Genomic DNA, 14,514 nt, shown 5'->3' with positions numbered 1-14,514 from the left:
GGATGTGATTCTGCACGAACGCTCCTCCCCCACTATATCAAATCGCGCGAGTTCACGAGAGCTTCACACAAGGGTCACACTTCCTTCGCAGGCGATTCACAGTCGACGCTTACACTCGCTTTGAAACCCATCCGCTTGAACATCGCACATGGGAAAGGAGGGCCATCGTGGCCAAGGCCGCCGAAGCCGTGATCGCAGAGCGCATCGAGGAGAGGCGCTTTGCGCGTGGCCGGTTGTCGCTTCAACTCACCGGCGTCGCGATGATGGCGCCCGCGCTCCTCTTTCTGCTCGCGTTTGTCTTTGTGCCGATGGGCTACGCGGTGTACCTGAGCCTCTACCAGTCGACGCTGTACACCCCGCAACCGGTGTTCGCCGGATTCGCCAACTACGCGCACCTGCTCGCCGCGCCCGACTTTTGGCAGGCGGCGTCGAACACGGTGTGGCTGGCGGTCGGCATGATGGCGCTGTCGCTGCCCGCCGCGCTCATCCTCGCCGTGCTCCTGAACCAGCGCATTCGCGGGCGGGCGATATTCCGAGCGGCCGTCTTCGGACCGTACGTGATTCCGCTCGTGAGTTCGGGCCTCATCTTCTCGCTTCTCTTCGCCACGGACGGAGGACCGGTGAATCTGGCCCTGCAGCGCCTCGGCCTGTCGCCGGTCAACTGGCTCGGCCAAGGGCGGACGGCGCTTCTGTCGGTGCTCATCCTCACCGCATGGCAGTTCACCGGCTATTACGCCATCATCTTCCTCGCAGGGCTGCAGAGCGTGCCGACGTCCCTGACGGAAGCGTGCCAGGTGGACGGCGGCGGGCGCTGGCAGGTGTTTCGCCACGTGACGCTGCGCGCGCTCGGGCCAAGCCTGTTTTTCGCCGCCGTCATCTGCCTCATCCAGACGTTCCAGACCTTCGATCAGGTGTACGTCATGACCGGAGGCGGTCCAGACGGCGCGACCACCACGTTTGCCTACTACATCTTCGAGAAAGGCTTTCAAGCGTTCAACATCGGGGAGTCTTCTGCGGCAAGCGTCATTCTCATCCTCGTGCTCGCGTGCCTCTCATACCTGCAGATGCGCTTGAGCCGCAGATGGGTGGTGGAGGAATCGTGAGGGCGAACCCCCTGTTGAAGGGCGTCTCGTACGCGCTGCTGACCATCGCGGCCTTGCTCTGCCTGGCGCCCGTGTACTGGATGATCCGCACGTCGCTCATGCCGACGAGCAGTCTCTTGTCTTCGGCGCTCTGGCCCGCGCACCCCGCGTGGAGCAACTTCGCCGCTGCGTGGCGCGCCCAGCCGTTCCTCCTGTACCTGTGGAACAGCGTGTTCACCAACGGCGCCATCGTCGCGCTGCAGGTGATCACGTCCTCGCTCGCCGCGTACGCGCTCGTCTTCATCCCGCTCCGCGGCAAGCGCTGGCTGTTCTTTGCTGTGCTCGTGGCCATGATGGTGCCCATGCAGGCGACGTTCGTCCCCGTCTACACCATGCTGTCCGCGATGCATCTCATCAACACGTACGGCGCGCTCATCCTGCCGTACGCCGGATCGGCCTTCGGCATCTTCCTCATGCGCCAAGGCTTTCTGACGCTGCCGCGGGACATCGTCGACGCCGCGCGGGTGGACGGCGCGAGCGAGTGGTGGATTTTGACGCGCATCGTCCTGCCGAACAACAAGCCGACCATCGTGACGCTCGTGTTGCTCAATTTTGTCTACCACTACAACAGCCTGTTCTGGCCGCTCGTGGCCACCAACTCCACCAACATGCGCGTGGTGCCCGTCGCCCTGTCGTACTTCCTGACGCAGGACGCGGGTCAAACCCTGCAGTGGAACTACGCGATGGCCTTTGACATCTTCGCCATCGCGCCCGTCGTCATCCTGTTCCTCATCGGCCAGCGCTACTTCGTCCAGGGCGTGGCCCAGACGGCCGTGAAGGGATAAACACGGCGCCCGCTTGAGGCGCATACATTGGGAGGGAAAACCATGAAACGAGATCGACTGTGGAAATCCGGCGCGCTCCTGGCGCTTGGACTCATGGCGACAGGATGTGGCGCGCCCGCCGCAAACGGCGGCGGACAGGCGGCGACGGGCGCCAGCCGGGCCGCGGCATCGAGCCAGCCCGTGACCATCACCTTCTGGTACGGCGTCGGCACGACGCTCAGCCAGGACATTCAACAGATGGTGCAGGAGTTCAACCAGACCCACCCCGGCATCAAGGTCGTGGCCACGTACCAGGGCAGCTACTCCGGCGGCGGCGAGGAACAGCAGAAGCTGCTCGCGGCCATCAAGGCGGGCGATCCGCCCACCATCGCGCAGATTGAAGTGCACGCGATGCCGGTTTTCGCGGCGAGCGGGCAATTGCTCGATCTCACCAACCTGATGCAGTCTTCGAGCGTCGACAAGCCGTCCAACTTCCTGCCGGGCATCCTCGTCTCGACGCAGTACCAGGGCCGGTACTACGCGGTTCCGTTCAACCGCAGCGTGCCCGTGCTCTACTACAACAAGACGCTCTTCGCGAAGGCGCACATTGCTTCGCCCCCGTCGAACTGGGCGCAGCTCGCGGCGGACGCGAAGAAGCTCACGAGCGGGGCCGGATCGAACAAGATTTACGGCTTCGAGCCGCTCGTCGACTGGTGGCCGTGGGAGTACGCGGTGGAGTCCGGCGGTGGCTCCATTCTGTCGGCCGATTTGAAGCGCGCCACGTTCGACCAGCCGCCCGCGCTCTCCATCCTGGAGACGGAGCAGTCGCTCGTGAAGCAGGGCTACGCGAAGGTGGAGACGGGGCCGAACTACTGGGACCTCATGACGCAGGACTTCATCAACGGCCAGGTGGCCATGGATATCGACTCCATCGGCAGCGCGGGTACGGTGACCAAGGGCGTGGGCGGCAAGTTCCAGTGGGGTACCGCGCTCCTGCCGCGCGGCAAGACGCTTGCCGTCCCGCCTGGCGGTGGCGATCTCGCCATCTTCAAGGACGCCACACCCGCGCAGCAGAAGGCCGCCTGGACGTTCATCCAGTGGTGGACCTCGCCCAAGCAGTCGGTGAAGTGGTCCACCGAGACCGGCTACCTGCCCGTGCAGAAGGCGGATCTGAACGATCCCGTCTACAAATCGTATCTGACACAGCACCCGCAGTACCGGACCGCCATTGAGGAGCTCCAGTACGAGCATCCTTCGCCGGCGTCCCCCGCGTACCTGGCCGTGTTGCAGCCGGTGCAGCAGGCGCTGCAAGGCATCTTCGACGAGGGCAAGCCCGTCGCGGCCACCATGCACCAGGCCGCAGAGGCCGCCGATCAAAACCTCGGATGACATCCGCGCTTGAAGACAAGGAGGTCTTCGCATGATTCGAGAACTCCTGATGCGCGACGACACGCTCTATATTGCCCACCGCGGCGCGTCCGCCGAGTGCCCCGAGAACACGCTGCCCGCCTTCGTGCGGGCGGCGGAGTTGGGCGCGGACATGATTGAGCTCGACGTGCGCCTCACAGGCGACGGCGGCGTCGTGGTTCTGCACGATCCGACGGTCGACCGGACGACGGACGGCAGCGGCCTGATAGCCGACATGCGACTCGCCGATCTGCGCAAGCTCGACGCCGGATCGTGGTTTGACGCCCGCTTTCGCGGCACGCTCATCCCCACGCTCGACGAGGTGTTCGCGACCGTGCCGCACATGTGCCTGAACATCGAACTGAAGACGAGCCCCGTCGCGCACACCCGCCAGCTCATCCGCCGCGTGCTCGGCGCCATCTACCGCCACAACGCGCGGGATCGCGTCCTCCTCTCCTCCTTCGATCACGCCGCGCTGGCCGAGGTTCGCCGCTTCGACCGCGACATCGCCCTCGGCGTGCTCTTCACCGGTCGCCTGCTCGAGCCCATTCAGCTCGCGGAGCGCCTTGGCGCGCAGAGCCTCCACCCCGACATCGAACACCTGGATCCGCTGTTTGTGGCCGAGGCCAAAGCCCACCACCTCGCCGTGTACGCGTGGACCGCGACGACCGAGCTGGCCGTAAATCGGGCGCTTGCATGCCAAGTGTCCGGCATCATCCTAGACGATCTCCGGCTCAGGCCATCCGCCACCCAGGCGCTCCCCTCGCCCACACCGCCCTCCGCGTGATGCCAGGGGAGAGATTTGTTACAATCGGATCACCATTTCACAGAGGGAGCGATGCGCGTGAACACAGGTCGGCTTCGGCTCAGGCTGGCTTCCACCCTGGCGCCTGCCCTGCTTTTCTTGACGGCGTGCGGCCAGGGAAACGTCTCTCCCGCAAACGCGGCGAACAGCGCACCTGCCCATGGCACGTCGACAGGCGCCGCGCCCTCGAAGGCCGTCGCCTCCATCGCGGCGTCCGCCAGCCAATTCACGTGGATTGGGGAGCCCGGCGCCGGATCGGCCCCCTGGGTAAGCGCGATTAGTCGGGCGCGCCAGCGCGTGGATTACAACGTCTACCTGCTCACCGACGAAAACATCGCCAACGCGCTCAAGCAGGCCGCCGCGCGCGGCGTGGCCGTGCGCGTCATCCTGGACAGCCACCCGTACGACTTCTCGGACGCTGTCTCGAAGGAACTCGCGATGTTCCGCGGCTCGAAGGTGCAGGTGAAGACGTGGTCGCCCTCCGCGACGAGCTACGATCACGCCAAGTACCTGGTCGTGGACGGGCGCGTCGCCATTGTCGGCTCGGCCAACGCCACGTATTCGGCTCTCGATGGCGGCGCCAACCTCGAGGACAACGTCGAGATCGACGGCGGTACCCTCCCGGCCGATCTCGACGCCCTGTTCCAGGCGGACTGGTCGGGTCGCCCACGGCCGAGCCTCCCGCCCGCGCTCATTGTGTCGCCGGGATCGGCCGAGGCGCTCGCCGATCAGATCCGCCAGCCTGGCCCGGTCGTGATGGCCGAGGAGGAGCTGTACGACGCCCCGGACGTCATGGCGGCCATGGAGGCGAAAGGCCGCCAGCTCGAGCTCTTGCTCCCGTCCTCCATCGACAGCGAGGAGATGGCGAACGCGCGCATGCTCGCGAGCCACGGCGTGCAGGTGCGGCTCCTGTCGTCCCCTTATGTGCACGCCAAGCTGATTGCGGGCACGGAGGCCGTCTTCATCGGCAGCGAAAATCTCTCCGCCAACTCGCTCGACGACAACCGGGAGGTCGGAATTGTCGTCACCCAGCCCCTCGTGCGTGCGCAGGCAGAGGCGTGGTTCGGCCAGTATTGGCAGAAGGCGCAGCCGTTGTCGAGCGCATCCGGCGCGTCCGGCACGGGGACATCCGGGGGCGGGGCGTCCGCGGGTTCGGGCGGGGCGTATCCCTACCTGCCGCTCGGGATTTCCGAGTCGGAGGCGCGGGCGAAGTGGGGACCGCCGTCGTCCATCTCGTCCACCACGTACCACGGCAGGCCCGAGACCGTCTGGACGTATCCGAACGGCGCGCGGCTGTACTTCCAGGACGGCAAGCTGGTGCACGTCTCGCGATGACACCGGCGCACGGCGAAAAGGCCCAGGACCTCAGACGGCCCTGGGCCTTTCCCTTGCGCGTCAGGCACGCGCCGCCTGTCGATCACGCCTCGCGCTTCGCGATCTGCCGCGCCACGTGCACGCCGCACGAGGCCGCCTGCGAGATTCCGCGCGAGATGCCCGGACCGTCGCCCGCGCAGTACAACCCGTCGATCTTCGTCTGTAGATCCGGCCCCACCTCGGCGCGCGCCGCGTAGAACTTCGCCTCTACGCCGTAGAACAGTGTGTGATCGCTCGCGACGCCAGGCGCCACCTTGTCGAGCGCCTCGATCATCTCCATCAGCGCGACCATCGTCTTGTACGGCAGCACGAGGCCGAGATCGCCCGGCACGGCCTCCTTGAGCGTCGGCTCCACAAACCCTTCGCGAATGCGCTGGGGCGTCGAACGGCGGCCCTTGCGCAGATCGCCGTATTTCTGCAGGATGATGGACCCGTTCGACAGCTCGTTCGCGTGCCGGCATATGCTCTTCGCGAACTCGTTCGGCTTGTCGAACGGCTCGGTGAACCTGTGGCTGACCAGAAGCGCAAAGTTCGTGTTCTGCGATCCGAGCGCCGGATCGTGATACGCGTGGCCGTTGGCCGCCATGACGCCCGTGTGGTTTTCAATCACGACGTGGCCAGATGGGTTGGCGCAGAACGTCCGCACCATGAGGCCGGTCGCCGGCGACTGGAACAGGAACTTGGCCTCGTACAGGTGCTCGTTCAACTCCTGCATGACCACGTTTGACGTCTCCACGCGCACGCCGATGTCCACCTGGTTGTTGGTCATCTTGAGCTTGTGGCGACGGAACAAGTCGGACAGCCACGTCGCCCCGTCCCGCCCCGGCGCGAGCAGCACGTAGCGGCTTCGGACCATCTCACCCCCGCGCAGGATCACGCCGCCGACGCGATCGCCCTCCACCACAATGTCCTCGACGAAGGTGCGAAACCGGAGATCGATGTGACGGCCGAGGTGCTCGAACAGCGACTGGATGAGCTCCAGGTTCTTGTCGGTGCCGATGTGGCGGACGCGCGCGCGAAGCAACTTGAGCCCGGCAGCCATGGCCCGCCGCTCGATGGCAGCCACGGCGGGCGTGGACGGATCCGTCACGGCGTCGGGTGCCCCGTGCCGAAGGTTGATGGCGTCCACATACTCGATGAGCCCGAGCACCTCGCTCGCGGGCAGGTACTCCGTCAGGTAGCCGCCGTATTCGGCGGTGATGTTGAACTTGCCGTCCGAAAAGCTCCCCGCGCCGCCCGCGCCGTTGATGACGCCGCACGCGGGCCAGCAGCTCGCGTACGTCTTGATCTTGTTGGGCGGCGGGCACTTGTCGATCCGCCCCTCCATGATGGGGCAGTGGCGAAACCGCGCCTCCACGCCCTTGTCGATGAGCAGCACCTTGAGCTTCGGCGCCTTCTCCACCAACTCGTAGGCGGCGTAGAGTCCGGCGGGCCCCGCGCCCACGATGATCACGTCGTAGTGCTCAGCCATGCGAAATCCTCCTCGTCATCGCGGCCTGAGGCGAACCGTGTCGCCTCCCGCGATCCGAACGTTCATTGTATATAAAGACAAAACGTTCGCCAAGGAGTCTGCGCCACCCTCTTGACACCGAACACACGTTCGCATATTCTGGACTCAAGATGCTGGGGAGGCGAGATCACGTGAAGCGCGTCTATCTGTCCGGTCCCATGACAGGGCTCCCGCACGGGAATCGTCCGGCGTTCCTGGAGGCAGCAAAGGCGCTCCGAGCGCGGGGCCTTGAGGTCATCAACCCGGCCGAGTATGGTTCGCCCGAAGACGATTGGTATGCCGCCATGCGCCGCGACATCCGCATGCTCATGGATGCGGACGCCGTCGTGACCCTTCCCGGATGGGAACGCTCGCGCGGCGCCCGACTGGAAGTGTACGTGGCATGCCAATTGAACATGCCCGTCTATACGCTTACCGCTTGTCTTCGCGCGGCGGAAGAGGACCTGGCGAAGGCGCCCGCCATCCAGCTTTCGCTCGAACTGTGACACCGAGGCGCCGGGGCGGAGCACTGCGCCGCTGAACGCTTGCCTCACGGGCCCGTCGCGCGCATCAGGCCCTCCACGTCCGGGTGAAAGTAGTGCTTGCGGCAGACGGATTTGTAGAGATCGTTCCCGCCGACTTCAATCTGCTCGCCCTCGTACACCGGGCGCCCGTCCTTGACCTTGAGAATCATCGTCGCCTTGCGGTCGCAGCCGGGATGCGCGCAGATGGTCTTGATCTCTTCTATCCGGTCCGCCCACAGGATGGCCGCCTCACTGCCCTCGAATAGGCGGTTGCGGTAGTCCTTGAGCAGGCCGTACATGATCACGGGAATGTCGAGATCGTCCGCCACGCGCGCCAGCTGCTGCACGTGATAGGCGCGGAGAAACTGAACCTCGTCCACCAGCACACAGTCGGGCATCTGCGCGCGCACGCTCTCGAAGAGGTCAGTGTCCTCCTCGACGACGAGGGCCTGCTTCGAAATGCCCACTCGGGATGCGATGACGCCGCGCCCGTACCGGTCGTCGATGGCAGGCGTAAAAAGCGCCACCTTTTTGCCCTGCTCCTCGTAGCTGTGCGCAACGGTCAACAGTTGGATGGACTTGCTGGCGTTCATCTGCCCAAAGCGAAAGTACAACTTCGCCACGTGTATCCCTCTTTCTGGCTCCCGGGAGCACAGGATGGCGCGGATTCATTCGTCCTCGAGCGCGTACCAGGCATCGCGCGGAATGCCGGCCATGTCGAGCGAGGCGCTCCAAAGCTCGCGCGCTGCGGCGAGATCGCGAGAAGCCGGGGACGAATTCATGACGACGGGATATCCCCGAGATCCCCGGTCAGGACCGACGTACTCGCCGCCCTCGAGGTCCGGATGTGTGGCGGCGTACAGCGTGGGAAGCGCGCCCATCTCGCTCGGCTGAGCAAAGCGGTTCACCACCCGAGCCAGCGGCTTGGCCCAGGAACTCTTCAGCATGCCGTTTTCCACGAGGGACGTTGCGGCAAACCCGGGATGGCACGCGATGCTCTTCAAGGGGAGTCCGCGGCGCTTGAGGCGCCGGTCAAGCTCGTAGGCAAAGAGGAGATTCGCGAGTTTGCTCTGCGCGTAGCTCTGGAATCGCCTATAGCGCCCACTCCCGCGCACGTACGCGAGATCGAGGCGCTTCGCCATCTGATGCGCCATGCTGCTTACGGTCACCACGCGCGCGCCCGTGGTCCCGGCGAGAATCGGGAGCAACTGAAGCGTGAGCGCGAAGTGGCCGAGGTGATTGGTACCGAACTGAAGCTCATAGCCCTGGCGCGTGGTGCCGTATGAGGTGGCCATCACGCCCGCATTGTTGATCAGCAGGTCGAGCGGCCGGCCGTCCGCCACGAGCGCCTCCGCGAACGACCGAACGCTGTCGAGATCGGCCAGATCCAACAGGCGCACGTCCACCTCCGCGCTCGGCACCTCCGCCAGGATGCGGGCCTTGGCGTCTTCTCCGCGCCCGCGGTTGCGGACCGCAAGCGTCACCCGCGCGCCGCGCTTCGCCAGCCAACGCGCCGCCTGCCAACCGATGCCGCTATTCGATCCCGTGATGACGGCCCATTTCCCCTTGAGATTCGGAATCTGATCCGCCGTCCATGCCACACGCATCCCCCCGCGCCAGCCGATGTCTATCCTTCATACTACTCCATCGGCGGGAATCGGGATAGACTGAAGACCTGGAGGTGTTCCGGTGAACGACTGGCTAGAGTGGGTGTTGTGGGCGATTGTGGCGGTTTCGGCCTTGGCGGGCTTGCGGCGCGGATTTGAACGAGAGTCGCGGAGGCTTGTACAGACCGCGGCATTTGTCGCCGAGGTGGTCGCCTCGTCCGCAGCCGCCTTTGCGGCGAGCCGCTCCATCCGCAACTTCGTCCTAGAGGATGGCCAGCGCGCTTTTGTGCCAGGCTGGCTAGCGCATCTCGCCGCGTTTTGGCAACAATCTCCGAGGCTGTGCAACTGGATAGCGTTTCTCGCCGCGTATCTCATCGTCTCGTCCGCCATCGGAGCGCTGCTCGCGCCACTTTTCGCCAGATGGATCCGGCCGCGGGGACGCGTCCGCGCCTTGAGCCGCGCCGGCGGGCTCGTGGTCGGCGGCGCGCTCGGCGCCGTTCGCGCCGCGGCCGCTGGCGCTTGCGTGTTTCTCGTTCTCCAGTACGTCTCGGCGCCGGCCCTCGCGCGAGCCGCTCAGGCGTCGCCCGCGTACCGCTGGCTTTCGCATCACGTCTACACGCCGTGGCTTCGACCCGTCGCGGAGCGGGAAATGCCGATTTTGGCCAAAGGTGCGGCGCAGACCGTGGCAGCCGATATCTCTCTGTTCGTCGTGCCCACCGGCCCTGGGGAGGAAACCGGCATTCTCGTCGTCCCAAAGCCGGTGGCGGAAAAAGCCCTTGCCATCACGCGCGGCTTAACCTCTCCGTACGCCAAGGCGCGCGCCTTGTACGAGTGGGAGATCCACCACATCCACTACGACTGGAAGAAATATGACGACTACGTCTACGATGGCAAATGGGACGCTCAGTCCCCGCTCACCACGCTCGAGACCGGAAAGGGCGTGTGCGCCGACTACGCGCTCCTCTATGCGGACATGGCGCATGCCGTGGGTCTGACCGTGCGCATCGACGAGGGCGTGGCGGTGACCGGCGGGGTGGAAGGGTCCCACGCGTGGAACGAGGTGTGGATTCCGGACCAAGACCGGTACATCCTGGTGGACCCCACCTGGGGCTCCGCCCAGGACGCGTGGTTTGACGTGCCGCCCACCCTGTTCGATGAGACGCACAAGCTCACCACGCGCATCACCATCTACGCGTCCACCTGAATCGGCTCGTGCTTGAGAGGCAGGCGCATGCGGATGTGCGTGCCCTGAGGGCTGGACTGGACGACGCCCACCGTCCCGCCGTGCGCGATGGCGATGAGGCCGCAGAACGTGAGCCCAAGGCCCAGCCCGCCCTTTTTCGTGGAACTGTATGGAACAAAAATCCGGTCCCAGCGGTCCCGCGGGATCCCGACGCCGCTGTCGATCACGTCGATGTGCAGCTCTTCGGCCTCTATTCTCACCGTCACGTCCACCTCGCGCCGGGCGCGATCGTCCGGGATCGCGTCAATGGCGTTTCTCACGAGGTTCACGACGGCGCCAAACAGCTTGTCTTCATCCACGTCGAGGTACACGTGCCGATGTCCGGTCTCGTTTCGGAACGAGAGCTTCACATGGCGGGCCTGAGCCATGGACGAACACAGGCCAACGGCGTCCGACACCAGCCGCACCACGTCGCGGCGCCTCACGGTCAGCATGCCGTTGCGCAAGAACGCCGTGAAGTCTCGTGCGATTCGATTCGCGTATTCAGAAGCGGATCGCATCCGCTCGAGGATCTCGCGCGCCTTCTCTCCGAGGTTCGGCTCGATCCTCGGCAAGAGCTCCGCCATCTGCCGAATGGCGGCGAGCGGCGTGCCGAGCTCGTGCACCAGCGCCTGGGTAGCCATCACGAGATAATCGACGCCCCTGCCGCGCTCCCGGCGCGTGAGTTCGCGCAAATATTCCACCAGCTTCTCCGACATCTCGTTCACGTGCGCGGCGAGCACGCCAATTTCGTCCGATCGCGCCACCTCGACGTGCGCCGCGAAATTCCGGTCGGCAATTTCGTCCACCGCCTCGGTGATGCGCTTGAGCGGGCGCGTGATGAGCTCCGCGCCGACGAACGAGAGCACGCCGGTCAGCACGAGGAGCGCCCCGCCCAGAATGGCCATGTCGTGCAGAAGATCCGCCAGTTGTGCCGTGATGAGGTGGTAGTTCATCACGATCTCGACGACGTATCGGTTCCCCTGCTCCGACTCGGGGATGAACGCCTTCATCACCGTCGTGCCGTCGACGTGATCGAGGGCCGTCTGCATGTGGCCCGTGGACAAAGCGCGGTCTTTGAGCTGGACGTCGAGGTCGTGATCGGCATACCGATAGGCGCCGTACATGACGGGCTGGTTGGCGATATCGATCCAGGAGACGCCCTTGTACGAGTAACGAATCGGCTTTTCGTCAAAGGTCTTGTTCAGCACGGCGATGGACAGGATGTCGGGCTCGGTCGCCAGGATGTGGCGGATGGTGCTGTTGACGCTGACCACCTGTTCGTAGCCGGGAATGGACGTCTGGACGTAAAACGGATCGATGATGTAGTCCGTCGTGCCGTCGTAGTAGTAGCCCCACTTGTCGACCTTGGACGGATCGGAGGCGGCGTTGGCGAAGGGCCCGGACCAGTAGTTTTTCTCTGCGGTGCCGTACGTGGACGCCTGGGGCCTTCCGGCGAGAAGATCGCGGAAAGCGATGTACCATTTGCCCATGCCGCGCGTGGAAAGCCCAATCTCGCGCGGATCCGACGAGCGCACGCCGACGATGTCGTCGGCCGTGGGCGCGAGAAGCGTGATGCCGCTCACGCCGAGCTCTGCGGATAACTGGCGCAACTGAGCGTTGGTCACGTCCCGCCAGTGGGGCGGGAGTTGCTTTTCAATCGCGATGGAGGCGATGCGCAGCTCGTTGCCGAGCAGGTTATCGATGTAAGCTTGCCCGGCCTCGCTCGACTCGACCTCGAGCTCAATTTGTTGCGCGAGGAGCTGCGCCTGCTTGTCCGCGCTCTTGAGCATCTGCTGCCTGGCGACACTGTAAAACAGCGTCCCGCCGAGCGCGAGGACCACGAGCATGGCGCCAAAGAGGATGGCGATGATCTTGTAGCGCAGCGAAAAGCGCACGCGGGGATGAGCGTTGACTTGCATGCTGTCCCGCCTTTACGCGTGCTTTCTCGTGCAGGTGCGAATGATGTGGGCGAGTTCCGCCGTGGCGGTGGCGACGTCATCGTTGAAGATGAGGAAATCGAACTGATCCGACAGCGACTCCTCGTACTTGAGGCGCTGCATGCGAATGCGAATGTCTTCCTCTTTGTCGCCGCGGTGGTGAAGCCTTCCTTCGAGATCGTCGAGGCACGTCGGGCGGACGTAGATCAGGATGACGCGATCGCCAAACACGCGCTTCATGTTGAGCGCGCCGTTTACGTCGATGTCCTTGATGATCATGCGGCCCTCGTTGAGGGCCCGCTCGTAACTCAACAGGTGCGTGCCGTACAAGTTCCCATGGATGGTTTCGTACTCGAGGAATTCGCCCCGCTCGGCCATGCGCATGAACTCTTCGCGGGACACGAAGTAGTAGGGATTGCCGTTCGTCTCACCCGGCCGCATCGGCCTCGTCGAAAACGACGGGATGAACGTAAGGCCGAGATCGTACCGATCCCGGAGCGCGTTGATGAGCGTGTTTTTCCCTGCCCCGGACGGCCCGGACAGGATGAAGAGCAGGCCCTTCGTATGCGTCTCCCCCTCTGGTTCGTAGGTCATGAGATCGGACAGCTTGCACGCGAGCGCGTCGCAAATTCGTTCTAACACCCGGAGATCCACGCGGGTGATGGCGTTTTTCTTCATGGCGTAAAGCGTGTTCTTGTTGACACCGGACCGTTTCACCAGATCGGGAACTTTCCAGTTTCGCTCAGACAGGAGCCGATCCAGGTGAAAGCGAATTTGACTCACGGGCATCCGTCCCCGCACGCAAGTTTCTAATTAGTATACTGAGTTCAGGTGCAATTGTACAGGCATCGTTGGACAACGCGGCGATAGGCGCCGCGAAGGAAGGAGCGTTGCCCCATGACGGCGCTGGCTTGGGCCGCGGCCGTAAGTCTCGTGGCGTGGATCTTTCTGCTTGTCGGGCGCGGCTTCTATTGGCGCACGGCGCTCTCCATGAACACCGCAAGAATGGCGGCCGAGGCGAGGGCGCCCCGCGCGTGGCCGGCCGTGTGGGCCGTGGTGCCCGCGCGCAACGAGGCGGACGTCCTGCCGAGGACGCTTCCGACGCTTCTCTCGCAGGCGTATCCCGGTGAGTTCCACGTCGTACTCGTGGACGATCACAGCACAGATGGCACGGCGGAGGTGGCCGAGCGCATTGCGGCGGAGCTTGGCCTGGCGGACCGGCTGCGCGTGGTGCGCGCGGATGCGCTTCCGCCGGGGTGGGCGGGCAAGGTGTGGGCCATGCAGAATGGGCTCAGGCACGTGCCGGACGATGCGGCGTACGTGCTGTTCACGGACGCGGACATCTCCCATCCACCGACGAGCGTCCAGGCCCTCGTGGCGCGGGCCGAGCGAGACGGGTTGGACCTCGTCTCGCTCATGGTCCGGCTCAGGGCCGAGAGCCCATGGGAAAAGCTCCTCATTCCGGCCTTCGTGTACTTCTTCGCGAAGCTGTACCCGTTCGCGTGGGTGTCCCACCCTAGGCGAAGGACCGCGGCCGCGGCGGGCGGATGCGTGCTCGTCCGGCGCCGCCTGTTGCCCATGCCCCCGGGCCTTGAGCCCATTCGCAATGCCGTGATCGACGACTGTGCACTCGCTCGGCTCGTGGCGGATGGCGGCGGGCGCCTCTGGCTCGGGCTTGGCGACGACGTGGTGAGCGTGCGTGCCTACGGAAGCCTCGGCGAGATCTGGCGGATGATTGCGCGCACCGCGTTCGTGCAGCTGCGGTTTTCCGGCTGGCTGCTCGTGGGCACCGCCCTCGGCATGCTGCTCTTGTACGCCGTGCCCCCCATAGCTCTTATCGCCGGCCTCGCAGGTCTTCTGGCGGGCGCGCCGGGGGGACTCGCCGCTTTGTGCCTTGGCGGGCTCGCGTACGCCATCCTCGCCGCGACCTTCGTGCCGATGCTCCGCTGGTACCACCTGTCGCCGGCGCGATCCGCCCTGCTTCCCGTGGCAGGCTTCCTGTACACGCTCATGACGCTCGATTCCGCCAGGCGGTTCTGGTGCCGCACAGGAGATCACTGGAAGGGGCGTCCGTACGAAATGCGCCGCCCCTGAGGGATGTTCACCGAAATGTCAACCTCAAACCGCTTTCAGCATGCGCCGCTCTCTCCGCCCCTGGGCGAAAATTGAAGGAGAGTCTCATCGCGCGAGATGCATCACGCGTTCGGCGCCATAGCGCCGGACGGGAAAGGAGAGGACCG

Annotated in this window: 13 protein-coding genes; 8 read left to right on the top strand and 5 right to left on the bottom strand. The window is 64.9% G+C overall.

Annotated features, from left to right (window positions below):
- The first annotated feature begins 167 nt into the window (after positions 1–167).
- Genes AC27E8_RS06060 through AC27E8_RS06040 form a run of 5 tightly spaced genes read left to right on the top strand, consistent with a single transcriptional unit; the run spans position 168 to position 5,453 of the window.
- Positions 168–1,103, top strand: a complete 936-nt coding sequence (locus AC27E8_RS06060) for a carbohydrate ABC transporter permease (protein ID WP_487097305.1) — start codon at positions 168–170, stop codon at positions 1,101–1,103.
- Complete coding sequence (locus AC27E8_RS06055; RefSeq protein WP_067849300.1) at positions 1,100–1,927, top strand: carbohydrate ABC transporter permease; 828 nt, start codon at positions 1,100–1,102, stop codon at positions 1,925–1,927. The genes AC27E8_RS06060 and AC27E8_RS06055 overlap by 4 nt, the downstream gene beginning before the upstream one ends.
- A 42-nt stretch (positions 1,928–1,969) precedes the next feature.
- Complete coding sequence (locus tag AC27E8_RS06050; protein WP_487097306.1) at positions 1,970–3,295, top strand: ABC transporter substrate-binding protein; 1,326 nt, start codon at positions 1,970–1,972, stop codon at positions 3,293–3,295.
- A gap of 31 nt (positions 3,296–3,326) precedes the next feature.
- A complete protein-coding gene (locus AC27E8_RS06045) occupies positions 3,327–4,100 on the top strand; it encodes a glycerophosphodiester phosphodiesterase (RefSeq protein WP_487097308.1) in 774 nt (257 codons plus the stop codon).
- 51 nt (positions 4,101–4,151) lie between these two features.
- Positions 4,152–5,453 (top strand): phospholipase D-like domain-containing protein, encoded by a 1,302-nt coding sequence (locus tag AC27E8_RS06040; RefSeq protein ID WP_487097310.1) that lies wholly within the window; start codon positions 4,152–4,154, stop codon positions 5,451–5,453.
- An 82-nt stretch (positions 5,454–5,535) separates the two neighbouring features.
- Here AC27E8_RS06040 and AC27E8_RS06035 read toward each other — a convergent pair whose 3' ends face one another.
- Positions 5,536–6,963, bottom strand: coding sequence for an NAD(P)/FAD-dependent oxidoreductase (locus tag AC27E8_RS06035; RefSeq protein WP_487097312.1), 1,428 nt, complete (start codon positions 6,961–6,963; stop codon positions 5,536–5,538).
- A 170-nt stretch (positions 6,964–7,133) separates the two neighbouring features.
- Between AC27E8_RS06035 and AC27E8_RS06030 the strand changes: the two genes are divergently transcribed.
- On the top strand, positions 7,134–7,487 hold the full coding sequence (locus tag AC27E8_RS06030) for a DUF4406 domain-containing protein (RefSeq protein WP_041695582.1): 354 nt from the start codon (positions 7,134–7,136) through the stop codon (positions 7,485–7,487).
- A 44-nt stretch (positions 7,488–7,531) separates the two neighbouring features.
- Here AC27E8_RS06030 and AC27E8_RS06025 read toward each other — a convergent pair whose 3' ends face one another.
- Both AC27E8_RS06025 and AC27E8_RS06020 read right to left on the bottom strand, forming a co-directional pair.
- On the bottom strand, positions 7,532–8,128 hold the full coding sequence (locus AC27E8_RS06025; protein WP_487097314.1) for a thymidine kinase: 597 nt from the start codon (positions 8,126–8,128) through the stop codon (positions 7,532–7,534).
- A 45-nt stretch (positions 8,129–8,173) separates the two neighbouring features.
- Positions 8,174–9,112 carry an oxidoreductase gene (locus tag AC27E8_RS06020; RefSeq protein ID WP_014462985.1) on the bottom strand — a complete coding sequence of 313 codons (939 nt, stop codon included), beginning with the start codon at positions 9,110–9,112 and terminating at the stop codon, positions 8,174–8,176.
- An 82-nt stretch (positions 9,113–9,194) separates the two neighbouring features.
- On the opposite strand from AC27E8_RS06020, the gene AC27E8_RS06015 reads away from it, so the two are divergent.
- On the top strand, positions 9,195–10,316 hold the full coding sequence (locus AC27E8_RS06015) for a CvpA family protein (protein WP_487097316.1): 1,122 nt from the start codon (positions 9,195–9,197) through the stop codon (positions 10,314–10,316).
- Here AC27E8_RS06015 and AC27E8_RS06010 read toward each other — a convergent pair.
- Both AC27E8_RS06010 and gmk read right to left on the bottom strand, forming a co-directional pair.
- Positions 10,301–12,256 (bottom strand): sensor histidine kinase, encoded by a 1,956-nt coding sequence (locus AC27E8_RS06010; RefSeq protein ID WP_487097318.1) that lies wholly within the window; start codon positions 12,254–12,256, stop codon positions 10,301–10,303. The two genes, AC27E8_RS06015 and AC27E8_RS06010, sit on opposite strands and share 16 nt — an antisense overlap.
- A 12-nt stretch (positions 12,257–12,268) precedes the next feature.
- The gene (gene gmk / locus AC27E8_RS06005; RefSeq protein ID WP_014462982.1) at positions 12,269–13,063 is read right to left on the bottom strand and encodes a guanylate kinase; all 795 of its coding nucleotides are present in this window, start codon (positions 13,061–13,063) and stop codon (positions 12,269–12,271) included.
- A 108-nt stretch (positions 13,064–13,171) separates the two neighbouring features.
- Here gmk and AC27E8_RS06000 point away from each other — a divergent pair, with 108 nt between their 5' ends.
- Positions 13,172–14,368 carry a glycosyltransferase gene (locus AC27E8_RS06000; protein WP_487097320.1) on the top strand — a complete coding sequence of 399 codons (1,197 nt, stop codon included), beginning with the start codon at positions 13,172–13,174 and terminating at the stop codon, positions 14,366–14,368.
- Positions 14,369–14,514 lie beyond the last annotated feature (146 nt).

The organism is Alicyclobacillus sp. CIJ1, assembly GCF_057538885.1.
Note: the sequence above shows the minus strand (reverse complement) of the source record. Positions and strands in the feature narration are given on the sequence as shown.